Here is a 24,192-nt window from a genome sequence, read left to right as displayed (position 1 = left end):
AATCGGGCTCAGAAGCGCGTTATTGTAACAGCTTTGCGAGATCGCTGACTGTGTCGGCGATGACGTCAGCTTGCCATAGATCAACGGCTTCGGGCTCTTCGATATAGCCATAGCGTACGGCGATCGTTTTCATATTGGCATTACGACCTGCTTCTATATCCCGTTCATGATCACCTACATACACAGCTCTGGCAGGGTCCGCGCCGATCTGTTTGCAGGCGAGAAAAAGAGCTTCGGGAGCAGGTTTTCTTAAGGTGACATGGTCCGGGCATACCAGCGAAGCACAGCGCTCTTCCAGGCCGAGAGCTTTTACCAGGGGGGCTGCAAAACGTACTGGTTTGTTGGTCACTATGCCCCAGGGAATGCTCTTGTGCTCCAATGATTGAAGCAGTGCGTCCATGCCCTCGAACAGGCGGGTTTCGACCGCGACACCAACCTCATACAGATCAAGAAATGCTGTATGTTTGTCGAGATAATCCGGATGCTCCGGCTCCAGCCCAAAGCCCACCTGCACCATGGCCCGTGCGCCATTGGACACTGATCTGCGTATCAGATCCGCAGGCAACGCTTTAAGCCCGTGCTGCTGGCGCAATTCGTTAAGGCAGCGGATAAAGTCCGGGGCAGTGTCGATCAGTGTGCCATCAAGATCGAAAAGGACGGTTGAGGGTTGTTCAGTTTTCACGGATATCCCGGGCGTGCATAAGATAATTTACATCAACATCCCGGCCCAGCTTGTAGGAGCGGGTAATGGGGTTATAGGTCATGCCTGTCAGTTCACGAACGTCCAGCCCTGCGTGGCGCAGGTAATCGGACATTTCCGAAGGCCGAATAAACTTCTTCCATTCATGGGTGCCTTTGGGGAGCATATTCAGCACATATTCGGCTCCGACAATGGCAAACAGGAAAGATTTCGGGTTGCGGTTGATGGTAGAAACAAACATGTGTCCACCGGGTTTAAGGAGGGCTGAGCAGGCTTGGATGACTGAAGCGGGATCAGGTACATGCTCCAGCATTTCCAGGCACGTAACGACATCATACTGGCCTGCATGCTCAGGATCGCGGGCAAGCTCCTCAACAGTCGTTTGCTGGTAGTCCACTTTGACTCCGCTTTCCAGGCCATGCAAACGCGCAACGGCCAGGGGCGACTCGCCCATGTCGATACCGGTTACGTGGGCTCCGCGCAGAGCCATGCCTTCTGACAGCAAGCCTCCCCCACATCCTATGTCAGCTACTCGTTTACCAGCCAGAGATACCCGCTCGTCAATGTAGTTGAGGCGCAGCGGGTTAATGTCGTGCAATGGTTTGAACTCGCTGGAGGGGTCCCACCAACGATTGGCCAGTGCTTCAAACTTGGCAATTTCGTTCCGGTCCACATTCTGGTTTGTCATGTTGCGCTCTGCCTGATCAATCTGTCGGAATTTGTTTAGTCAGCCTGTTGTTGGCGGATTTGCTTTGCCCAATCCTTAACACGGAGCATCAGGTCGGGAACATCTATACGTGTCAGCTTGCCATCCTGTACTTGTGGCACGCCGTGAATCCAGCTATGAGATACCGCGCGGCTGTGATTGCTGTAAACAAGGTGAGAGGCAGGATCATAAACCGGCTGAGTAAACGGGTCACTAAGATCAACCGCAATAATGTCTGCCAGCTTTCCTGCTACCAGTGAACCCAGTTCGTGGTCACGACCCAGGGCTTTCGCACCATTCAGTGTTGCCCCCTGAAGCGCCTCATGAGCTGAGAATGCTGCTGCATCATTGGCGACCACTTTTGCCACCATCGCGGCAGTGTGGATTTCACCGAAGAGGTCCAGATCGTTATTGCTCGCTGCGCCATCGGTGCCGATCGCCACATTAACCCCCCGGCTCATGAGCTTGTAGGCAGGGCACAGACCGCTGGCGAGCTTAAGATTAGATTCAGGGCAGTGGATAACATGCGCCCCGGTTTCTGAAAGCAGGGCAATATCCGGATCACTGACCTGAGTCATGTGGACACATTGGGTTCTGGGGCCAAGAACGCCAAGCTCTGCAAGCCGTTCCGTAGGGCGTTTCCCCATTTTCTCCACGGCATCGGCTACCTCAAATTCGGTTTCATGCAGATGAATCTGGATACGCGCGCCTGTTTTTTCAGAAAGCGCGACCGCTTTTTGCAAGGGCCCGTCAGAGACGGTGTAAGGCGCATGTGGGCCAATGGCCGGCATGATGTAATCGTTACCTTTCCATGCATCTATCAGGGCTTCGCCTTTACTAAGATATTCTTCAGGCCCCGAGCCCCATACGGTTGGGAAGTCCAGCAGAGGAAAGCAGATCTGGGCGCGCATGCCGGTATCATGGGCCATCTGAGCCACAGTTTCCGGGAAAAAATACATGTCCGAGAAGGTTGTTGTGCCGGTTCTTAACATCTCTGCCATGGCCAGTTGTGTGCCATCGGCAATAAACTGTTCGCTGATAAAACGGCTTTCCGCCGGCCAGATATGGTCGTTCAACCAGGTCATCAGGGGTAAATCATCCGCCATGCCGCGGAACAGTGACATGGCTGCATGGCCGTGCATGTTGATCAGTCCTGGCATGACCACGTGGTGGGGCAGGTCGATTGTCTCACGGGTGCGGAATTCGCGATCTGCCACTTCTGTGGGCAGCACTGCTGCAATTCGGCTGCCCTGAATAATGACGGCCTGATGCTCAAGCACGATTCCGGATGGTTCAATGGGAATCAGCCAGCGTGCGTTGATACGAATATCGGCTGCGGTGATGGTATCTGCCGTCATGAGCCCTGCCTTGCAGCGCCGGCCACAAAAAAGTGTATAAGTGCGCCGGACAATGAAATGTAGCTCGGAAGTATAACCGTTATACTGGCCGTTTTCAGCGTTAAGAAACGGTAGCCAGGCAATGAATAATCCTACGGAATCTACTTTCTCCCGTGCAATGGGTACGGTCGCCCTCAGATGGCATGGCAGCCGGCTGGAACTGCTTGATCAACGCCTTTTGCCAGCGCAGGAGTGCTGGATATCTCTGGAAGGCGCTTCCGGCGTTGCCCGGAGCATTCGGGATATGGTGGTGCGTGGCGCACCGGCTATTGGTATCAGTGCAGCCTACGGCGTTGCCCTCGCTGCCAGAAATGCCGTAAGCGGCGACTGGAAAGCTGAGATCAGGCAGGCTATACGAGAGTTATCGGCATCCCGGCCCACCGCTGTAAATCTGTTCTGGGCCTTGCAGAGAATGGAGCGGGTGTTTGACTCATGTGAGTCTGTTGGTGAGGCCCAAACAAGGTTGGCGGATGAAGCTGCGGCTATCCACCACGAAGACCTGGCCGGCAACCTGGCTATGGCTGATCACGCGCTCACTGCAATGGGACTCTCTGCCGACAACGCCCTGCCTGTCTCGGTGCTGACCCATTGCAATACAGGTGCGCTTGCGACAGGCGGTTACGGAACTGCGTTGGGCGTGATTCGCCGGCTCCATGAAAAGAAGCTACTGACACGGGTTTATGCGGATGAGACTCGTCCATGGCTTCAGGGTAGCCGCCTTACTGCCTGGGAGCTGATGCGGGATGATATCCCTGTGACGTTAAACGCTGATGGTGCTGCTGCGGCCATTCTAGCTGCGGGTGCGGTGCGGTGGGTTCTGGTGGGAGCGGATCGTATTACTGCCAATGGCGATGTTGCCAACAAGATTGGCACCTATAGCCTTGCGGTGCTGGCACGCCATCACAATGTGAGATTTATGGTTGTAGCGCCCTCCAGCACGGTGGATATGTCGCTGACGTCGGGTGCTGATATCCCCATTGAAGAACGTGATGGATGTGAAGTTCGTGAAATAGGCGGCGTTCCCCTGGCTCCGGATGGTGTGCCGGTTTTCAATCCGGTGTTTGATGTAACGCCTGCAGATCTTATTGACGTTATTGTTACGGAGAAAGGGGTCGTCCGGAATCCGGATATGGCAGGAATGCAGGAGCTATTCGGTTGATGGTTTTTTTCCGGCGGTGGCCTTTGTACCCGGCAGCTCACTCTGTTGCTTTTCGAAGCTGGCGCGGAGTTCGGCTACCTGTTTTTCCTGCTCTTCTGCGAAGTGCAGAGACATCTCAAAACCCTGTCTGGTGAACTCCAGTACCTTGTGGAAATCTTCATCTGACAAGGTTCGAGCAGAATCATGACGACGGAAGATATTTATGAATTCCCGTTCCCGCTCAAACTGCAGGGGTATTCTCGCCACACCCCACTCATTGAGAGTCTGCCAGACCTCGGGGTTATAGTTTCGGGTAGTGCGCATAATGAACGGGATCGGGTCGTTCCGGGCGATCAGGGCTGCCAGGCGGAGGATCAGTTCAAACGAAAGTGTGGCTGTACCGTTCTCTATGGCTTCAAGAATAGACTTGTCGCGAAGATTAAGGGCTTCACTCATCTCCGATAGCGTCAGCCCTGCAACTTCCCGGATGTCCTTCATGGAATGGCCTGCAGCCAGCATGGCCCGGAGTTGATCCTGAGAGTTGATCAGCACTCGCCCCAGGCGCAGCGAAGTGTCTGTGGCCCGGGCTCCGAGGCGAAAAGCCGACCCTGTCAGGCTGGCAAGCCGATCGATAATTCCTTCCGGCTCTTTTTCTTCTACGGTTGGTTTTCCGAGGTTATCCAGTTCTTCCAGCGAGCGCATGGCGTGGAGGGCATCAAGCAACATGTCCTGCAGGGCCCGGTTTTTACTCTGGACTTCCTGCTTGCTGCCTTCCGGCTTGCCGGTTTTCTGGCTCATATTACCGGGCTTCAGCCTGGGCCGCGAATTGTTGTGGGCTAAGAATTGAGGCCATCCGACTATCCATTTCCAGCATGTCCGCCATTATATTGCCGCCTTCGCGGATCACGAAATCCAGCTCTTCATCGGTAGTGCCCAGGTCAGCAGCCTGCAGATCCTGCCACTCCTCCAGCGCCTCCACAGACTCGAAAGGTGCTTCGCCGCGTAATTCCCGACGTGCATTGGCAATGGTCAGCCGGGTGCGTTCTATCTGTTCCTGTTCTGTCTTGCGCTCATCAAGGTTAAGGCTCACTGAGTCTCTTTGGCGCTGCTCTTCCAGGAAATCAATTTCCTGTTGAAGGAGACTGAACTCCGGGTTTGTGGCAAAGCGGGCGTCGTGACGTTTACGGAGTTCATCGATGATCCCGCTGAAATCAAAATACCTGGTATGAGGAACGGCGTCGATCTGATCCCAGGGCAGGGCATGATCGAGTGCATCTTCACCAATGCGGTTTTTGTCGATCCGGGAAGGAATCTCTATGTCGGGAATTACACCTTTGTGCTGGGTTGAGCCTCCGGAGACGCGGTAAAACTTCGACTGGGTAATCTTGAGTTGGCCATGGTTCAGTGGCCGGACAGCCTGCACTGTACCTTTACCGAAGGTTTGCGAACCAACAACCAGGCCGCGCCCATAATCCTGGATTGCACCGGCAAAAATCTCTGAAGCCGAAGCGCTCATGCGATTAGTGAGTACTACCAGAGGTCCGTCATAGGCAATTGAGGCATCTTCATCATTCAGAACCTGAACCTCGTTGCTTGAATTACGAATCTGAACGGTAGGGCCGGTATCGATAAACAGGCCTACCAGATCGTTCGCTTCATGCAGTGCGCCACCGCCATTATTGCGTAAGTCGATTACCAGCCCATCTACCCCATCCTGCTGCAGTTCAGCAATCAGTTTCCGGACGTCACGTGTCGTACTTTTGTAGTTGGGGTCTCCGGCCTGCATGGCGCGGAAATCGGCATAGAAAGTCGGAATTGTAATTACGCCCACTGTGTATTTTTTTCCATTGCGCTCAAATTCAATGGAGTCTTTGCTGGCGCTTTGCTCTTCCAGTTTTACTTCATCACGGTTGATAGCAATGGTTTTGGTCAGAGTTTCATCGGTCGCGCTGGCAGGAACCACTTCGAGGGTGACCACAGAGTTGCGCGGGCCGCGGATAAGGTCGACCACTTCATCCAGGCGCCAGCCGATCACGTTGACCGGTTTCTCGCCTTCCTGTGCAACCGATACTATCCGGTCTGCTGGCTGGAGCTGGCCCTGTTTGGAGGCGGGGCCGCCCGGGACCAGTCGGACCACTTTGGTGTACTCGTTATCCGCCTGCAGAACTGCACCAATGCCTTCCAGTGAAAGGCTCATGTTTATGTTGAAGTTTTCAGAAGTGCGCGGCGAGAAGTAGGAAGTGTGAGGATCCCACATGCCCGTAAATGCGTTCATGTAGGCCTGGAACGCATCTTCACTACGCGCCTGATAGGCACGTTTGAGTTGGCCTTCATATCGGCGTGTAAGGCTTTCGGTGATCGCTTCATCATCGGAACCATCGAGACGTTGTGCAAGCACCGCATTTTTGATGCGCTTGACCCAAAGCTCATCAAGGGCTTTCTCGTCGGGTTCCCATTCGGCGTCTGAACGGTCGAGCAGAATGCTTTCGTTGGTACTGAAATCAAGCTTTCCGATACCATCGTTAATGGTTTTGAGCGCGAACTGGAGACGTTCGATAATACGTTTCTGAACAAGGTTGTAGATATCAAACCCGGGTTGAAGCTGGCCAGTTTTAAGCGCAGACCCTAACCGGCTTCTCACTGTGCTGAGCGCTTCTATGTCGTTGCCGGTGAGGTAAACCCGCTGGCTATCGAGGTAATTCAGATAAGCATCAAATACATCCCCTGAAAGCTTGTCGCTTATACCGAGGTCACGGAAGTGAGTAAACTGCAGTTGTCTGGCTATGAGAATGTTTGCCCGTGCCTGATCAATCGTTGGTGCAACGGGGACATAGGCTTCAGGCTCAATTGTTTTTGCCTGTATTCCAAAAGGCGCTGACAGGAGCAGAGCAAGAGTAAGTGCTTTACAGACGCCTACCCGGCCTGCTTTGAAAGGCGCGCGACGGATAGAGATTTTTTCCGCGATGGTCATATAGGCATACCTGATGATGCTGGGTACCTGCCAGATGGAACTGGAGCCGGTTAACCCGTGGGCTGATTGATTTATTGTAGGCAAGGGCTACACCCGTTGCTATAGGCATGGCGTATCGATTCGTGACAATCTGTCCATGAACATGGAGCCAGGGCTGCAAAAACGGAAGCATCAGAAGCAGTTCGGGTAATGCCTGGTGGAGGGGGCAGGCCTCCACCATTCATACCGTTCAGATGAAGAGTTTTTCCTGTTTTGCGTGCTCCAGTAACAGAGCTGGTGGTGCAAAACGTTCTCCGCAGGTCATGGCCAACTCTTTGGCCCTATCAGCAAAGGCTTTGACCCCGTACTGATTGATAAACTGTATGGCTCCGCCAGTCCAGGGCGGATATCCGATACCAAAGATACTGCCAATGTTGGCATCTTCTACTGTGCGTAAGACGCCTTCTTCCAGACATCGTACGGTTTCTATAGCCTGAATGAACAAAATGCGGTCTTTCAGCTCCTGCAGCTCCACCAGTCGGGCTTTATTGCTATCCACATATAGAGTTTCCAGCTCCGGCCACAAATATTTCCTGCCCCTGGCCGGATATTCATAGAAGCCCGCGCCGGCAGCCTTGCCTTTGCGGCCGTGTGTCTGAACCATCTCATCGATGATGGCTTCCGCCGGGTGTGCATGCCATGTGCCACCGGCTGCTTCGGTGTCTTTCCGGCTCTGGGTGCGAACGTGCTGCATGAGCGTCATGCTGACTTCGTCAGTGATCGCCAGTGGTCCGACAGGCATGCCCGCCAGTATGCCTGCGTTCTCGATGCTAGACGGGTGAATACCTTCACCCAGCATACATATGCCTTCATTCACAAATGTGCCGAAAACGCGGGAGGTGAAGAAGCCGCGACTATCGTTCACAACCACCGGAATTTTGCCAATCTGCTGAACATAATCGAAGGAGCGTGCCAGAGTCTCGTCTGAGGTTTTCCCGCCCACAACGATTTCAACAAGCTGCATCTTGTCTACAGGAGAGAAAAAATGCAGACCAATGAAGTTTTGTGGCCTGTCAGAAGCTTTTGCCAGTTGGGTGATGGGTATGGTGGACGTATTGGAGGCAAAAATACCGTTGCTGACCAATTTCGGCTCAGCTTCTGCAGTAACTCTGGCTTTCAGATCGCTGTCTTCGAACACTGCCTCGATCACGAGATCGCAGCCCTCAAGATCGGCGGCAGAGTCCGTGGCCCTGATGCGGCCCAGTATTTCTGTTTTTTGTTTTTCGGTCATATGTCCCCGGCTGACCTTTTTAGCCAACAGGTTTTCAGAGTAGCTTTTGCCTTTTTCAGCTCTATCGAGAGAAATATCCTTAAGTACTACTTCGATACCGCAAGTGGCTGTGGCGTAGGCAATTCCCGTGCCCATCATTCCTGCTCCCAGCACTCCCACCTTTTTGAAGTGTTTTCTGGTTACACTTTCAGGGCGACTGCCGCCAGCCTTAATCTTATTGAGCTGGAACCAGAAGGTGCCCGTCATGTTCTTGGCAACCTGGCCAGTCACCAGTTCGGTAAAGTAGCGGGTTTCGATCAGGCTGCCGTTATCGAAGTCAACCTGTGCACCTTCGACGGCGGCAGACAAAATGCGTTCCGGGGCAGGATAGCAACCCCTGGTTTTCTGTTTCAGCATAGCAGGAGCTATGGCCAGCTTTTGTGCCATGGCCGGGTGGTGGGGGGCTCCACCTGGTAGCTTGAACCCCTTTTTGTCCCAGGGCTGCTGGCATTTCGGGTTGGCCTCGATAAATGCCCGGGCTTTAGCCAACATTTCTTCTACAGAGTCGGCCAGCGCATCAACCATGCCGGCTTTCAGGGCAGCTGATGGGCGCACTTTTCTGCCTTCCATGAGGAAGGGGAAAGCGGCTTCTAGGCCGATCATCCTGGGCAGGCGCTGGGTACCGCCACCCCCGGGGAGCAGGCCAAGGGTTACTTCGGGCAGGCCCAGCTGAATAGCGTTATCGTTCAGGACGATGCGATGGTGACACGCCAGAGCGATTTCAATACCGCCGCCCAATGCAGTTCCGTTGATCGCTGCGACCACGGGTTTGCCGCAGGTTTCCAGTGCGCGCATGCGGGCCTTCAGACGGTTCACCATGTCTTCAAAAACCTGAGCATTCTCGCGAGTGACTTTGTGAAGTTCTTTCAGGTCACCACCGGCAAAGAAGGTTTTTTTAGCAGAGGTGACAATAATGCCGCGGATATCTTCCAGGTTGTCCTGTACTTTGCAGACGGCTTCATCTAGGGCCTCGCGGAACACCTGGTTCATGGTGTTCGCGGCCTGGCCTGGCATGTCGATAGTGAGAGTCAGAATCTGATCTGAACCCAATTCATAACGGATGGCACTCATAACCGGTTCTCCTTACAGAAAAGTGTAGGGCTCAGACGCGCTCAATGATGGTGGCGATACCCATGCCTCCGCCAACGCACAGAGTTGCCAGGCCGAAGCGCAGTTCACGGCGCTCCAGTTCATCGAGCAGTGTGCCCAGGATCATGGCTCCTGTAGCACCCAGGGGGTGACCCATAGCGATGGCGCCGCCGTTGACATTTACTTTCTCGTCCGGAACCGAAAGTTCTTTCTGGAAGCGCATTACTACAGAGGCGAAGGCCTCATTCACTTCAAACAGATCAATCTGATCAACCGTCATACCTGCTTTGTTCAGGGCCTTCAGGGTGGCCGGGGCAGGGCCGGTAAGCATAATGGTGGGGTCGGTGCTGGTTACCGCAGTGGCCACAATGCGGGCGCGGGCCTTGAGCCCCATGGCCTTACCTTTTGCCTCGCTACCGATAAGAACAGCAGTAGCGCCGTCTACCATGCCGGATGAGTTGCCGGCGTGATGAACATGGGTGATCTTCTCAACGTAGTGATATTTTTCACGGGCTACATTATTAAAGCCCAGCTCTCCCATCATCTGGAAGGATGGTCTGAGGCCTGAAAGGGACTCAAGGGTAGTGCCGGCCCTCACATGTTCGTCGTGGTCCAGAATGACTACGCCGTTCTGGTCTGTGACCGGAATGATTGATCTGGCAAAGTAACCCCGTTTCCAGGCATTGGCTGCTTTTTGCTGGGATTTTACCGCGAAGCTGTCCACGTCTTCCCGGCTGAAACCTTCCATGGAAGCAATCAGGTCTGCGCCAATCCCCTGAGGCATGAAGCCGGTATGCAGATTGGTCTGAGGGTCCATTGCCCAGGCACCGCCATCAGAGCCCATAGGTATGCGGGACATGGATTCTACGCCGCCGGCAACAACCATATCTTCCCACCCGGAGCGTATTTTCATGGCTGCCAGGTTAACGGCCTCCAAACCTGATGCGCAAAAGCGGTTGAGGGTAACGCCGGATACTTTTTCGTCCCAGTCTGCAGCGAGTGCAGCGGTTTTGGCGATGTCCGCACCCTGATCACCAATGGCTGTGACACAACCAAGCACGATATCGTCTATCTGGGCGGTATCCAGTCTGTTCCTCTGCTGCAGTGCTTTAAGAACTGTCGTCAGCAGTGAAATCGGCTTGACGCTGTAAAGGGCCCCGTCTTTTTTACCGCGCCCTCTGGGAGTTCGGACCGCGTCGAAGATATACGCCTCAGTGGTCATGGTTTGTCCTCGGATGATTGTTGCTGTGTGGATTATTGACCAGAAGCATCACCTTAGCGTTTTGATAGTGCCGCAGGTAATGACGTGGCCTGCCAATCGGAGTGGCGAAATTGCTCAGAAACGGTGACAGGTAAGCTTGTGGGTTCTATCTTTAGACAGAGGCAGAGGCCTTCCAAAGGCTTCCATGCACGTTCAGGAGGCAAAAAATCATGTCTTTCAGAGATGCCATCGACAACTTTTACGAGCGTTTGGTGATGGACGCCATTGATGCTACGAGAGAGCCCGGGGATACTGCCGACTATCTGACTGATGTCATGTGCGTCGCTCTGAACCGTTTACCTCCCAGGTATTACCGGCACACCATTGATATGATGTTTTATCTGGCGGATGAGGAGCTCAGGAGTATGAAAGACAAATCCCTGGCTGCCGTTCAGGGTGCCAGGGAATTTGTCAGAGAGCATCAGCGGGAATGAGGCTCCTGATGCTCAGTTTGTGATCAGTTTGTCCAGAGCACTGTTCAAGCGGCTTGCCAGCGCGGCATCGGCGGGCTGGTCAGTGGACCGGAGGCACCAGCTGGCAACGATAGCTTCAACGCTCTGGAGTGGGTTGTCTGCTTTTTCTGCTGAGCCCATTCCTTCAGCCAGGCGTTGAACCTGTATTTCCATGCGTTTTTTCTGGTCTTCGGCCGGGGAGGGTACGCCCACCAGAATCTCTGCGCGAATAACCAGTTCCTGATCATCCAGTTCGCCCAGGGTTTCTGAGAGGGCAGCCCATTTTTCCGGGAAGGCGACTTCCTCGGGCGTTTCGTCCATCGTGCGCGCGAGCACAAGGGCTTGCCATTCGGAAATGCTTGTTTTGAGTTTTTGTGTGGAAATGGCCAGACTCAGCCTTTGTTTTTCTTTCTGGATTTGTTCTTTCACACCCGAAGATACGCTACCCGTATCCAGGCTACCAAGTGTGCTGGCCGCTTGTTCCAGAGCCTGGACGTCCTGATCTGTGCCGATATTCCTGACCTCTTTCACCACAGCTTCCGCTGCAATATCTGCCTCTTTCTCAGCCTGCTTCTGCTCTGAACGCTCAGTGTCACGACGTGCAAATATTTCATCACAGGCTTTACGGAACGCCTGCCAGAGCTTGCGGTCTTCTCTGTGGCGGGTGACTCCGATGGCTTTCCAGTCTGATTGCAGTGCTTTGGCTTTGTTCATTGCCTCTTGCAGCGGCTGGTGTTCAGTCAGCGCCTGAGCCTGCTCTACGATAGCTTGTTTGAGGGCTTCGTTTTTCCGGTGTTCCTCTTCGAGAGGTGCTTCAATTTTGTGGAGCAGGTCGTCAAACTGCTTTTGTACCTGCCGGTTGTCCCGGAACTCTATAGGCCATGCCGATTTCCATTCCTGGCGTGCCGTCTGCAAAATGCGGTCTACGGCTTTCCAGTCAACGGTGCTCCAGTCTGCGTCGTTAACAAAATGCTCCAGCTCAGCACAGATTGCTTTGCGTTTTTCCAGGTTTGCCTGCTTAAGGCCTGACTTGGCTTTAAAATAGGCTTTACAGGGTTCATAGGCTTTGTCAGATGCCTGCTTAAAGCGAGACCATAAAGTACGGTCTGAAGATCCACCCAGATCCCGCCACTCCTGCTGTAGCTCTTTTATGCGTTCGGACTTTGCCTCTGGCTCGATCGGCTGTTCTGCAAGGTATTCCATCTGTTCACACAGGGCGACCTGCTTCGGCTCTGTCGCGAAGCCTTGCCAGTCAGTGAGTTCTCTCAGTTGAGCTGTAAGCAATTGGATGCGCGCCTGAAAACTCCTGCTGTGGCGATGATCAAGAGCCTTCTGATACTGTTGTACAGCTTTCAGAAGTTGCTTGGACTCTTTCAGTTGCCTGGCTTCAAGCGCCTCTTCCAGTTTGTCCAGAACTGCTTTCAGGCTATCCGCTGTTGCTTGTTGCTGCTTCAGGTCATCACTCGCTTTAACCGTGGGCTTGGATTTGGGCTTTCCTGCGAGTTTGCGGGCCGGAACCAATAGTTCCGGAGCAGGGAAGCCTTGAGGCCAGTTGATCTCTTTGAGCAAAGCCAAAGCACGCTCCCGGTCTTCAGGGGCGACGTCTTCCTGCTCAGCAACTACAGAGAGGGCGTGCAGTGATTCTTTTTCCTGGCCGATATGCCGAATTGCTGCAATATAGCTACGCAGTGTCATCATGGCCGTCTCGTAGGCCTTCTGCTCCGTTTTCTCAACCTGGGTATCGCGGGTAGCTTCCAGCCAACGGTTTTCCTGGGTTTTCTGAAGGGCGTCCAGCGAGGCAAGGGAAACAAGTTCCTCAACAGGCTGATTACGAAGTTCTTCAAGCGTCTGGGTCATGAGTGCCAGGGTTTCATCCCGCTGAGTTTGCTGCTCACGCTGACGTTGCTCTTCAATCCGGGCAGCCTGCATCCCGGCAACGCGCTCCCGACAGCGGTGTACAGACTGCAGGAGTTCGCTGAGCTGGTCTGGCGAAGCACTGGCCTCAACGGCTGCCCACTGGTTCAGGAGTGTATCCAGGCGAGCGTCATAGAGTTTGGTATCATCCGTTTTTGCCAGGTCGCGGGCGCTGCTGATCAATGCCGTAATAGTCCCTGATATCTCTTCCTGGCGGGCCTGTTCTTCCCGGATAACCAGCAGCTTCTGCCGGACCACCTGATACACACCCTTGTCTCGGGTTTTTGCCTGCTTTTGAACTCGTTGAAGAAGTTCTGCGTCCTGAAGCTGGTCAGCGGCTTTGAGCCGGATGTCTGCAGTTATACCTTCAATCGCCAGGCCAGCGGCGACTTCCTGCGTCGGCGCTGCTTGCAGTGCCTGAAGCTGCTGCTCCCTCAGCTCTGCCCGCTTATCCTCCGCAGGTGCAGTAACTGGTTGCGCCTGGGCTGTAGTCTTGCGTACCGGCGCTGTGGGTTTGCGGGATTTGAAAAGTTTCTGGAGGAATGCAGCCATGACGATGTCCTTAGGGATTGAAACCAGTCTGCAGTGTCGGGCAAAGTAAGCCGGCACCGGCCATCAGCGCTCTTTGATGTGCAATCTATTGAACTGGCCGTATAGTCGTCACAGTCTTCAGAGCGCCGGATACTGCCGTCGGGGATTTGTGAATCAGCGCCGACGGAATTGGAACGGGGCTAGTCTAGCGTTTTGTGAGCGTTTGCGGGAAGGGCTGAATGGCAAAACAGAAAAATAGTGACGATCAGGAGTACCGGACGCGCTCGGTTGCGTTGAGACTGCTTGCCCGTCGGGAACACAGCCGGCAGGAGCTGACGCTGAAATTACAACAGCGCAAGCTGGATGACTCGATCATTAGTATGGTCCTCGATGATTATGAGAATGAGGGCTGGCTGGATGATAACCGTTTTGCCGATGTTTATTCGCGCCAGCGGATTGACCTGGGTTATGGCCCTTTGAAAATTCGGGCGGAGTTGCAGCAGCGTGGTATTCATCAGACCCCGGGCTGCTTTGATGAACTCGCAGATGCAGACTGGGTCCGGAATGCGGTTTTACTGAGGGAGAAGCGTTTTGGCCTGGCTGACCTGAGTGCAGACTGGAACGAAAAAGTACGCCAGGCCAGGTTCCTGACTCGCCGTGGCTTCACTGCAAACCAGGTGGATCGGGCACTTGAGGTTGTTGATCCGGCCGACGCTGGCATCTGAGTGTCAGAGAGTTGGCGGTATCATCCCAAGCTCGGGAGGAAGGCTGGCTCGCATATCCGGCTCTTCATCGGAGGCTTCGGCCCGAGAGTGTCCGTCAGGGTTGGGTTCTAATCCGACAAACTGTGAGTCTGTGGAGGTGTCAATGTCCTCTGTCGGCTTGGTCATTCGGGCGAGTACATCATAGTAACGGCGAATATTCTGCACATAGAGAACCGGCTCGTGGCCCCGGGCATAACCGAAGCGGGTTTTTTTGTACCACTCTTTCTGCGAGAGCAGAGGCAGAAACTCTTTTACATCCATCCAGCGGTCAGGGTTTTTACCTGCGCTTTCTGTAAGCCGGCGGGCGTCCTCAAGGTGCCCAAACCCCACGTTATAGGAGGCCAGTGCGAACCAGGTGCGATCTGGCTCGGCAATATGCTCGGGAATCCTTTCGTGAACCATACGGAAGTACTTGGCTCCACCTTCAATGCTCTCGTCTGCATCCAGGCGGTTGTTGATGCCGATGTAATCGGCTGTATTGCGTGTCAGCATCATCAATCCACGAACACCGGTTGGTGAAACCGCATTGGGGCGCCAGTGTGATTCCTGATAGCCGATAGCTGCAAGCAAGCGCCAGTCCATATTGAACATGGAAGCGTGATCCTTGAACAGCGCCTTATAGGTGGGTAGCCGGTTTTCTACATGGTGCATGAAGGTTCGGGCGCCCACGTAGTTCAGGTGATCCAGATGGCCATAAAAGCGCTCTGAAAGCTGGGCGATAGTGCCATCTGCCTCCATCTTCGCCATAAATGCTTTTGCCGCGGTGATGAGCGAGGCGTCCTGGCTCGATGGGAAAAGCCATGTCAGTTCCTTGGGCTCACCGAGGGTGAATCCCTGCTTTACCTGAGGAAAAAATACGTGGTTAAGCTTGAGTTCATTGGAGGAGACAACGGCATATGAGAGTTCTCCTGTTTCCACCCGGGCAAGAATGCCGGCAGCATCCAGTCCATGGTGGACCTCCCAGGAGATGTCTGGCGCCACGCCTGCGTGGGCTTCCAGCTGGTATTCGTGGTTACTGTCAGAAACCAGATGCAGGGTTTTGCCGGCCAGGTCGGAAAGTGTCTCCGGGCGATCTGCATCGCGGTTATAAACAACGACAGACTGGGCTTCGATACCGGCGGGAAGTGTCTTGTACTGGTTTTCAAACAACGGCTGTGCAGAAAGGCCGGCCAGCCCGATGTGTGCGAAATTTTTTGAAAGCACTGAGAGTACTTCCGTATTGTCTTCCGCGACTCTCAACCTGAGCTCAACGCCAAGCTCTTCCGCAAAGAGCTTGGCCAGCTCGTAATCATAGCCGGTTGGCCCGTCGCGCCCCTCATAATATATAGAAGGAGCAACCCGGGTAATAACGTGCAGTACACCCTCGTTGCGGATTTCCTGCAACGTGCTCGGTTGGCTGCACCCCGTGACGGTCAGCAGAACCAACGCGCAGACGAGGACTGATATGTATGTTTTCGCTGCGTCGTATGCAGTAAGAATTCTGGGCAAGTCCCTGATCTCCGTTACCGCTAAATCATCGGGATGCGCGAAAATAGGCTGGCTGCATCCGGTGTCTTTCGGGCGTGGCTTCCATGTCCACGGCCTAATGATCCCTGCTGCAGCATGGGGGGTCAATAAAGTTGATCAATAATCATGCAAAACAATGTCAATTGTATACTTGGGGAATAATGTTTCCGTGCTGTATCCCGGCACCGCTTTCAAGTATGATGTGCGCCTTCTCAGAATGCACCCGGACTTCCCCGTTTCGCGCGATACAGGTTGATATCATGCTTGAACTTCGCGGCGCACCCGCGCTTTCTTCATTCCGCTCTCATAAGCTGTATGCAAAAATCCAGGCTATTGTGCCGGAGATTGAGCATGTTTATGCCGAATTCATGCACTTTGTGGATCTGGAGGGCGAGCTTTCCGATTCCGAGCAGGCCATCCTTGACCGGCTCCTGACATATGGGCCTGATGTGCCGAGTGAGGAGCCTGACGGGGTACTGTTTCTCGTTGTGCCACGGCCGGGCACCCTGTCCCCCTGGTCCAGCAAGGCAACCGATATTGCCCGTAATTGCGGTTTGCGCCAGATTCAGCGCATCGAGCGTGGTACCGCTTTTTATATCAAGGCGGGCAAGAAACTCGGCCTGGATCAGCGTGAGAAGGTAGCTGCACTGCTACACGACCGCATGACACAGAAAGTCTTCCATGAAATGGGCGGTGCCCAGTTGCTGTTCAGTCACGAAGAGCCGCGCCCACTGGAGCGGGTCCCTGTTCTGTCCGGGGGGCAAAAAGCCCTGCTGGATGCAAACAGACGCCTGGGGCTTGCGCTGGCAGATGACGAGGTAGATTACCTTGTAAAATCCTTTATCAGCCTTGAGCGGGATCCTACCGATGTTGAGCTGATGATGTTTGCGCAGGCAAATTCCGAGCACTGTCGCCACAAAATATTTAATGCCTCCTGGGATATTGATGGGGAGGGGCAGGAAAAGTCCCTGTTTGCAATGATTCGAAATACTTTCGAAATGAACAGTGAAGGGGTTTTGTCTGCATATAAGGATAATGCTTCGGTTATCCGGGGCAGCCGCGGAGGCCGGTTCTTCCCGGATCCTGAAACCGGCGTTTACGGTTATAACCAGGAAGACATTCATATTCTTATGAAGGTGGAGACTCATAACCACCCCACAGCCATCGCCCCGGCTGCAGGTGCTGCAACTGGCTCTGGCGGGGAAATCCGTGACGAAGGTGCTACCGGCCGCGGCTCCAAGCCGAAAGCAGGGCTCTGCGGTTTTACGGTATCCAATCTTAATCTGCCTGAAGACCCGCAACCATGGGAAATCAATTACGGTAAGCCCGACCGGATCGCTTCTGCGCTCGATATCATGATTGAAGGGCCTATTGGCGCCGCAGCCTTCAATAATGAATTTGGTCGTCCAAATATAGCCGGTTACTTCCGGACATTTGAAGAGAGGGTTGCCGGTTCCGCCGGAGATGAAGTCCGTGGTTACCATAAGCCCATCATGATTGCCGGTGGTCTCGGCAATATCCGCGCTGAGCATGTGGAAAAAGGTGAGATACCGGTAGGTGCCAAACTCATCGTACTGGGTGGCCCTTCCATGCTTATCGGGCTGGGGGGCAGCGCTGCGTCCTCTATGGATTCCGGTTCCAGTAACGAGAATCTCGATTTTGCATCTGTACAGCGGGATAACCCGGAAATGGAGCGCCGGTGCCAGGAAGTGATTGATCGCTGCTGGCAGATGGGCGAAGACAATCCCATGTGTTTTATCCACGATGTCGGTGCCGGCGGCCTTTCCAACGCCATGCCGGAACTGGTGAAGGATGGTGGTCGTGGTGGTAAGTTCCAGCTGCGGGATGTTCCCAGTGATGAGCCGGGAATGTCGCCACTGGAAATCTGGTGCAATGAGTCCCAGGAGCGGTATGTTATAGCGGTTGCTCCCGAGAACCTGGATGTTTTTGATGCTTTGTGTCGCCGGGAACGTTGCCCCTATGCGGTAATCGGCGATGCAACAGAAGCTCATGTTCTCGAATTGAGCGATTCCTATTTTGGCGACAAGCCCGTTGATCTGCCAATGGATGTACTCTTTGGCAAGCCTCCACGCATGCACCGGAGTGTTACCAGAACATCATTTACCAAGCCGGTGTTTGACTCTTCCAGAATTGACCTGAACGATGCGATCCGCAGAGTATTGCGGCTTCCTTCCGTAGGCTCAAAGAGCTTCCTGATAACCATTGGTGATCGCACGATTACCGGGCTGGTTGCCCGAGACCAGATGGTTGGTCCCTGGCAAGTACCAGTCAGTGATGTGGCTGTTACTGCGAGCTCCTTTGATGTGCTTACTGGCGAAGCCATGGCCATGGGTGAGCGTACACCGATCGCAACGGTGGACGCTCCCGCATCCGGGCGTATGGCCGTGGGTGAGGCAATTACCAATCTGGCGGCTGCCGCCATTGATAAGCTCTCCGATATTCGTCTGTCAGCTAACTGGATGTCCGCAGCGGGACACCCCGGTGAGGATGAAAATCTGTACGAAACCGTGCGAGCGGTTGGTATGGAGCTCTGCCCGGAGCTGGGGATCACAATTCCGGTGGGCAAGGACTCCATGTCCATGAAGACCGTGTGGGAGGAAGATAACGGAGAACAGAAGAGCGTTACTGCGCCGCTGTCCTTGATTATCAGTGGTTTTGCTCCAGTGACAGACGTTTCTCGGACCCTTACGCCGCAGCTTATAACGGACGCGGGCGTTACTGATGTGATTCTTGTGGATCTGGCCGCGGGGCAGAATCGCCTGGGTGGGTCAGCGCTGGCTCAGGTCTACCGTAATGTTGGTGCGGTTGCACCGGATCTTGATGACCCCGAAGACCTGAAAGCGTTTTTTGCTGTTATCCAGGGCCTGAATTCCGACAACAAACTTCTTGCTTATCATGACCGCTCGGATGGTGGTTTGTTTGTGACCCTTGCGGAGATGTGTTTCGCGGGCCGCACCGGTGTTGACATCAAGCTTGACGGTCTGGCAGATGAACCCAGCCAGTTTGCACGGGAACTGTTCAATGAAGAACTGGGTGCCGTCATTCAGGTGCGCAGGGAAGATACTGACTTTGTTCTGCAGCAGTTTTCAGCGGCAGGCCTGGGAGATCACATCAGTGTTATCGGTACACTGAATGACCTGGACCGTGTTCGTCTGACGTTTGAGGGGGCAATGGTTATAGATGACTCGCGAATTGAGTTGCAGCGCCTTTGGTCTGAAACCAGCTACCGGATCCAGTCTCTCAGGGACAATGCTGACTGTGCACTCGAAGAGTTTGACAACCTGCTGGACGCTGATGACCCGGGGCTTCACGTAAAGCTCTCCTACGACGTAAACGAAGATATTGCAGCACCATATATCAATAAAGGCGCCCGCCCCAGGGTTGCTGTTTTGCGTGAGCAGGGTGTTAACGGACAGGTTGAGATGGCCGCAGCATTTGACCGGGCTGGTTTTGAATCTGTCGATGTGCACATGAGCGACCTGCTTTCCGGGCGTGCAAACCTGGAAGCATTCGACAGCCTTGTCGCCTGTGGTGGCTTCTCATATGGGGATGTGCTTGGTGCTGGTGAAGGCTGGGCAAAGTCCATTCTGTTCAACGATCGTGTACGCGATCAGTTTGCAGCCTTCTTTAATCGTCAGGACACACTTGCACTTGGTGTTTGCAATGGCTGCCAGATGCTGTCCAACCTGCATGAACTGATTCCCGGCAGCGAAGGCTGGCCGCGATTTGTCCGTAACCAGTCTGAACAGTTTGAGGCACGGCTTGCAATGGTTGAAGTGATACCGTCACCATCTGCGTTCCTTGATGGTATGGCAGGTTCGTGCATGCCAATAGCCGTTGCACATGGAGAGGGGCGGGTAGAGTTTTCAGGGAGTTCGTCCGCTCTGGATCTGGCAGAGAGCGAGCGCATAGCCCTTCGTTTCGTGGACAACCGGGGTAAGGCAACGGTTCGTTATCCATACAACCCGAATGGTTCGCAGGATGGTATTGCCGGAGCGACCACCCAGGACGGCCGTATCACAATTATGATGCCACACCCTGAGCGTGTATTCCGGGCTGTCCAGCACTCCTGGCGTCCAAAAGACTGGCAGGAAGATGGCTCCTGGATTCGTATGTTCAGGAATGCACGGCGCTGGTTCGGCTGATCAAGCGCTGATCAGAAAAGCCGACTTTGGACTGGCCTTACAAGGTGCCTTTCCATGGTCGGTTTTTTTATGGCCGCAATCCGGCTTTTCAGCGTTTTTCAAGCAAAAAAAATTGTCATATTGCAGAAATAGGACTTGACTCAATATGTTTATGCACATTTAGGGAGGTTCTTTGTGTGTTCCGTGAACAATGCATGTGATATCGGTTCACTTTTTGATCTTTTCGTTTAACATATTGAAAAATAAAGAAAAAAAATATTGGGTGAATTTGTCGCCAATTTAACGTGAGGGCAGTAATTACGGGGTTTATAGAGGGGTTCCCTAAAACTTTCCCCAGAGTTATCCACAGATTCTGTGGGTAAGTGTCTAAGCTATTAATCTGTACAAAAAATATCCTGCCAGGAGGAAGGTTCTATGTACAAAATATGCTATTTCGTTCCCGAGACCCATCTGGAGAAAACAAAACAAGCGCTATTCGATGCGGGTGCCGGAAGCATCGGCGATTATGATTCATGTGCCTGGCAGTGTCGTGGACATGGACAGTTCCGGCCTCTCGAAGGGAGTCATCCTTTTCTGGGAGAAAGCGGGTCGCTTGAGGTTGTTGAGGAGTTCAAGGTTGAGCTTGTTTGCGCGGATGATCTGATCAGGAAAGCCATTAGCGCCCTCAGGCAGGCTCATCCTTATGAAGAACCTGCTTACGAGGTTTACCGGATGGAAATATTATAGGTCGTCCTTGTTCCGGGTGGCGGCCATAGGGTGCCGGATGTCGCTGACGTGAACGTCGAAGAAGTCTTTTTTCATATCCGCCAGAAACAGCTCCAGTGTTTTACGCACTGTAGGGAAGGATATATCCTCCCACGGGATGTCATCCGGAGCAAAAAGGCGACTTTCGAGGGATTCCTCACCGGCACCAAACTGTCCGCTCTTAAGGGTCGCCCGGTAGAACATGTGTACCTGATTTATATGGGGAACATCGATAATAGAATAGAGCCCCTCAATATGTACTTCGGCGAGCGCCTCTTCCAGAGTTTCCCGCTCAGCTGCTTCAACTGTGGTTTCGGCGTTTTCCATATATCCTGCGGGCAGAGTCCAGTAGCCATAACGGGGCTCTATTGCGCGGCGGCATAGCAGTATCTTGCCTTCCCAGACCGGCACTGTGCCAGCGACGATACGGGGGTTCTGATAATGAATCGTGCTGCAGTTAACGCATACATAACGGTGACGGTTGTCGCCTTCGGGGATACATTGTTTAACCTGATGGCCGCATGAACTGCAGTACTTCATGTTTTTCCCCGTATACTTGGATTAATGGAACGTTCAGTTTAATGATCCTAGCTGTCGTTGTCTCATTCAACACCGGATTTGCTCAGGAGTTCCGATTTGCGTGATTTACTAGTTCAGCGTTTGACGGGTTATGCACCGAGGACGCTCGACCTCAACTATCCTGAAGCTGGCATCCTTGTGCCGGTTACGGATGACCCGGGTAATCCCGAAATGATATTTACTTTGCGTTCGGAAAATTTAAGTACGCATCGTGGTCAGGTTGCTTACCCCGGAGGAAAACGTGATCCGGGGGATTTGTCGCTGGCTGCGACGGCTTTGCGTGAAACCCATGAGGAAATCGGATTGCCACCCGATCAGGTGGAAATTATTTCGCCGCTGAGTCAGGTGATGTCGCGTTACGGGATCCTCGTAACCCCCTATGTTGGTGTTGTGCCAGAGGAGCATCCGCTGGAGCCAAATCCAGGGGAGATTGATAGTGTGTTCCGTGTTCCCCTTTCCTTTTTCCTCGAGGATCGGCGTGAGCGTACTGATGCGCTTCCTTTTCAGGATCAGACAATTCATGTGCCTTGCTACCGCTGGGAGCGTTATCAGATCTGGGGGTTATCGGCTGTGGTTCTGGTCGAATTTTTAAATGCTGTGTACGATGCCGATATAGACTTGCTTAAACCCCGGACATAGTAAGGAAGATTCATGCTGTACGAACTTGATGGCCGAGCGCCGGAATTAATCGGCGATAGCCAGTATGTAGCAGACAACGCTACCGTGATCGGTAATGTAGCTCTTCATGAGCAAAGTAGTGTCTGGTTCAATGTTGTGATACGTGGAGATAACGAGCTTATTACGGTGGGCCCTGAAACAAACGTTCAGGATGGCTCTGTTCTGCATACAGATCCGGGTATGCCTCTGACCCTGGGTAAGGGTGTCACCGTTGGTCATAAGGCTATGCTGCATGGGTGTGAGGTTGGAGACTATTCGCTGATTGGCATAAATGCAGTTGTATTGAATGGCGCAAAAATCGGAAAGCATTGCCTTATTGGTGCGAACACCCTTATTCCTGAAGGAATGGTTGTTCCTGATGGCAGCCTGGTCGTGGGGGCGCCAGGAAAGGTGAAGCGACAACTGACTGAGCAGCAGCAGAAGGCCCTTGGGCTGAGTGCTGCGCATTACGTTCAGAATGCAGGTCGTTATGCGGCAGGTCTGAAGCCTGCAAAAATTTGAGGCTGATTCGCTATGGTTATCGAGGATAAGGTTCGTTCGCCCTGTGTGAGCATATGTGCTCTTGACGAGCGCGATATATGTATAGGGTGTCAGCGTACCAGTGATGAGATTCTGCATTGGACCTCAATGACCAATGGTGAGCGCAAAGCAGTACTTGAGAAAGTGGCTGAGCGTGAACAGGAAATTGCACTGTAAATGAGTGTGGACGTCTTTGATGGGGATCGGCCCCTGCTGGAGGATTCGATTTGAATAATGCTGGTAAAGTTACGTTGGGTACGCCGCTGAAAAAGAACGCCTTCAAGGTGCTTCTTTGCGGTTCAGGTGAACTTGGGAAAGAGGTTGCGATTGAGTTGCAGCGATTTGGTGTTGAGGTGATCGCTGCGGATCGTTATCCGAATGCGCCAGCCATGCAGGTAGCCCATCGCAGCCATGTGATAGACATGCTGGATGCAACAGCCCTGCGTAATATTGTGGAACTGGAAAAACCCGATCTTATTGTCCCGGAAATCGAAGCTATAGCGACTGCAGAGCTCGTCCGGCTTGAACAGGAGGGGTATAGGGTCATTCCTTCTGCCAGAGCGGTAAATCTTACGATGAACCGGGAAGGAATCCGGCGGTTGGCGGCAGAAGAACTGGGGCTTAGCACTTCGCCTTATCGGTTTGTAGATACTAAAGAGCTGTTTGTTGAAGCCATCAATGCCATTGGCTTGCCTGTTGTTGTCAAACCTGTAATGAGTTCTTCCGGTAAAGGACAGAGCACAGTTACGGATGAGGGTCAGATTGATGCTGCCTGGGAGTATGCCCAGACGGGTGGCCGTGCGGGTGGGGGCCGGGTCATTGTTGAAGGCTTTGTGACGTTCGATTATGAGATCACTTTGCTGACTGTAAGGCACTCCGGCGGAGTCAGTTTTTGCGAGCCCATTGGCCATCGCCAGGAAGACGGTGATTATCGCGAATCCTGGCAGCCACAGCCAATGAGCGCCAAGGCACTGGAGCGGTCTCGTGAAGTTGCTCTGAAGATAACTGAGAATCTGGGTGGTTATGGGGTGTATGGGGTAGAGCTGTTCATCCATGGTGATGATGTCTACTTTTCGGAAGTTTCTCCCCGGCCTCATGATACGGGGCTGGTTACGCTGATCTCTCAGGACTTGTCGGAGTTCGCTTTGCATGCAAGAGCAATACTTGGTCTGCCGGTTCCTGCTATCCGGCAACTGGGTCCGTCAGCCTCCGCTGTGATTCTGCCTCAGGGTGATTCCTCGGAAGTCGCCTTTTCCGGTTTGGATGTGGCGCTTTCGGAAAAGGATGTACAGCTAAGGCTGTTTGGTAAACCCGAGCTTGCGGGCCGACGTCGGATGGGGGTTGCTTTGGCTGCGGGGGCTAGCATCGAAGAGGCAAAAACCAAAGCTGTTACGGCGGCCAGAGCGGTTGATGTTCACCTGTAAAAAACTGCAGCAGCGGGTGTGGGGTTCCGGGCGCGGGGGGAGCTTTCGAAAGGGTTCGCTGAAACAATTTGCAAATAGTTTCGTAACCCCGTTGACACCTCCGCTCAGCTCTGTAGAATGCGCATCTCGCTTGAGGGGCGCCCCGGGATGTCGGAGTGTTTTGATAGGGTTAACCGTTTGAATTTTATAAAGAAAATGCTTTCAGGTTTCTTTGAATAACGGTTGACAGGGATGGGATTCGATGTAGAATAGCCTCCTCGAAACTAGTAAGTATCAGCCGGTGAATGTCGGTGGTTTTGGAAGAGGCTCTTCTGAAGCAGATCGAAATAAACGGTTGACAAGGC

General features: G+C 53.4%; 19 protein-coding genes. 9 read left to right on the top strand and 10 right to left on the bottom strand.

Annotation, left to right across the window (positions count from 1 at the left end):
• Nucleotides 1-19: 19 nt before the first annotated feature.
• Genes DS878_RS02300 through DS878_RS02290 form a run of 3 tightly spaced genes read right to left on the bottom strand, consistent with a single transcriptional unit; the run spans nt 20 to nt 2,764 of the window.
• Complete coding sequence (locus DS878_RS02300; protein ID WP_113814343.1) at nt 20-682, bottom strand: HAD-IA family hydrolase; 663 nt, start codon at nt 680-682, stop codon at nt 20-22.
• Nucleotides 672-1,388 carry a bifunctional 2-polyprenyl-6-hydroxyphenol methylase/3-demethylubiquinol 3-O-methyltransferase UbiG gene (ubiG, locus tag DS878_RS02295; RefSeq protein WP_113814342.1) on the bottom strand — a complete coding sequence of 239 codons (717 nt, stop codon included), beginning with the start codon at nt 1,386-1,388 and terminating at the stop codon, nt 672-674. The genes DS878_RS02300 and ubiG overlap by 11 nt, the downstream gene beginning before the upstream one ends.
• Nucleotides 1,389-1,423: 35 nt before the next feature.
• Nucleotides 1,424-2,764 carry a TRZ/ATZ family hydrolase gene (locus DS878_RS02290; RefSeq protein ID WP_113814341.1) on the bottom strand — a complete coding sequence of 447 codons (1,341 nt, stop codon included), beginning with the start codon at nt 2,762-2,764 and terminating at the stop codon, nt 1,424-1,426.
• Nucleotides 2,765-2,885: 121 nt separating this feature from the next.
• On the opposite strand from DS878_RS02290, the gene mtnA reads away from it, so the two are divergent.
• Nucleotides 2,886-3,962, top strand: a complete 1,077-nt coding sequence (gene mtnA, locus DS878_RS02285) for an S-methyl-5-thioribose-1-phosphate isomerase (RefSeq protein WP_113814340.1) — start codon at nt 2,886-2,888, stop codon at nt 3,960-3,962.
• On the opposite strand, the gene DS878_RS02280 is transcribed toward mtnA, so the two are convergent.
• From DS878_RS02280 to DS878_RS02265, 4 genes are all read right to left on the bottom strand, one after another.
• Nucleotides 3,951-4,739, bottom strand: coding sequence for a helix-turn-helix domain-containing protein (locus tag DS878_RS02280; protein ID WP_113814339.1), 789 nt, complete (start codon nt 4,737-4,739; stop codon nt 3,951-3,953). The genes mtnA and DS878_RS02280 overlap by 12 nt on opposite strands.
• 1 nt (nt 4,740) lies before the next feature.
• Nucleotides 4,741-6,912: a carboxy terminal-processing peptidase gene (locus DS878_RS02275; protein WP_113814338.1), complete on the bottom strand. Its 2,172-nt coding sequence runs from the start codon at nt 6,910-6,912 to the stop codon at nt 4,741-4,743.
• Between the two features lie 229 nt (nt 6,913-7,141).
• Nucleotides 7,142-9,292, bottom strand: a complete 2,151-nt coding sequence (locus DS878_RS02270) for a 3-hydroxyacyl-CoA dehydrogenase NAD-binding domain-containing protein (RefSeq protein ID WP_113814337.1) — start codon at nt 9,290-9,292, stop codon at nt 7,142-7,144.
• A 31-nt stretch (nt 9,293-9,323) separates the two neighbouring features.
• Nucleotides 9,324-10,532, bottom strand: a complete 1,209-nt coding sequence (locus tag DS878_RS02265; RefSeq protein ID WP_113814336.1) for an acetyl-CoA C-acetyltransferase — start codon at nt 10,530-10,532, stop codon at nt 9,324-9,326.
• Between the two features lie 209 nt (nt 10,533-10,741).
• Here DS878_RS02265 and DS878_RS02260 point away from each other — a divergent pair, with 209 nt between their 5' ends.
• On the top strand, nt 10,742-11,005 hold the full coding sequence (locus DS878_RS02260) for a late competence development ComFB family protein (RefSeq protein ID WP_113814335.1): 264 nt from the start codon (nt 10,742-10,744) through the stop codon (nt 11,003-11,005).
• 12 nt (nt 11,006-11,017) lie between these two features.
• Here DS878_RS02260 and DS878_RS02255 read toward each other — a convergent pair whose 3' ends face one another.
• Nucleotides 11,018-13,489, bottom strand: coding sequence for a DUF349 domain-containing protein (locus DS878_RS02255; RefSeq protein ID WP_113814334.1), 2,472 nt, complete (start codon nt 13,487-13,489; stop codon nt 11,018-11,020).
• 218 nt (nt 13,490-13,707) lie between these two features.
• On the opposite strand from DS878_RS02255, the gene DS878_RS02250 reads away from it, so the two are divergent.
• Entirely contained in the window at nt 13,708-14,193 is a 486-nt protein-coding gene (locus tag DS878_RS02250) for a regulatory protein RecX (protein WP_113814333.1), read from the top strand.
• Between the two features lie 3 nt (nt 14,194-14,196).
• Here DS878_RS02250 and mltF read toward each other — a convergent pair whose 3' ends face one another.
• Complete coding sequence (gene mltF, locus DS878_RS02245; RefSeq protein WP_410003447.1) at nt 14,197-15,678, bottom strand: membrane-bound lytic murein transglycosylase MltF; 1,482 nt, start codon at nt 15,676-15,678, stop codon at nt 14,197-14,199.
• 320 nt (nt 15,679-15,998) lie between these two features.
• Between mltF and purL the strand changes: the two genes are divergently transcribed.
• Both purL and DS878_RS02235 read left to right on the top strand, forming a co-directional pair.
• Nucleotides 15,999-19,904: a phosphoribosylformylglycinamidine synthase gene (purL, locus tag DS878_RS02240; protein WP_113814331.1), complete on the top strand. Its 3,906-nt coding sequence runs from the start codon at nt 15,999-16,001 to the stop codon at nt 19,902-19,904.
• A gap of 414 nt (nt 19,905-20,318) precedes the next feature.
• Entirely contained in the window at nt 20,319-20,630 is a 312-nt protein-coding gene (locus DS878_RS02235) for a YqfO family protein (RefSeq protein ID WP_113814330.1), read from the top strand.
• On the opposite strand, the gene DS878_RS02230 is transcribed toward DS878_RS02235, so the two are convergent.
• Nucleotides 20,625-21,188, bottom strand: a complete 564-nt coding sequence (locus DS878_RS02230; RefSeq protein WP_113814329.1) for an NUDIX hydrolase — start codon at nt 21,186-21,188, stop codon at nt 20,625-20,627. The two genes, DS878_RS02235 and DS878_RS02230, sit on opposite strands and share 6 nt — an antisense overlap.
• 96 nt (nt 21,189-21,284) lie before the next feature.
• Here DS878_RS02230 and DS878_RS02225 point away from each other — a divergent pair, with 96 nt between their 5' ends.
• The 4 genes from DS878_RS02225 to purT are packed head-to-tail and all read left to right on the top strand — an operon-like array spanning nt 21,285 to nt 23,848.
• Nucleotides 21,285-21,866, top strand: coding sequence for an NUDIX hydrolase (locus DS878_RS02225; RefSeq protein ID WP_113814328.1), 582 nt, complete (start codon nt 21,285-21,287; stop codon nt 21,864-21,866).
• Between the two features lie 12 nt (nt 21,867-21,878).
• Nucleotides 21,879-22,406, top strand: coding sequence for a gamma carbonic anhydrase family protein (locus DS878_RS02220; protein WP_113814327.1), 528 nt, complete (start codon nt 21,879-21,881; stop codon nt 22,404-22,406).
• A gap of 12 nt (nt 22,407-22,418) precedes the next feature.
• Nucleotides 22,419-22,601: a DUF1289 domain-containing protein gene (locus tag DS878_RS02215; RefSeq protein ID WP_113814326.1), complete on the top strand. Its 183-nt coding sequence runs from the start codon at nt 22,419-22,421 to the stop codon at nt 22,599-22,601.
• 50 nt (nt 22,602-22,651) lie between these two features.
• On the top strand, nt 22,652-23,848 hold the full coding sequence (gene purT / locus DS878_RS02210) for a formate-dependent phosphoribosylglycinamide formyltransferase (RefSeq protein ID WP_113814325.1): 1,197 nt from the start codon (nt 22,652-22,654) through the stop codon (nt 23,846-23,848).
• Nucleotides 23,849-24,192: the final 344 nt, after the last annotated feature.

Source organism: Marinobacter sp. F3R11 (assembly GCF_003318275.1).
Classification (GTDB): Bacteria; Pseudomonadota; Gammaproteobacteria; order Pseudomonadales; family Oleiphilaceae; genus Marinobacter.
This window is presented reverse-complemented; position numbering and strand designations above follow the sequence as displayed.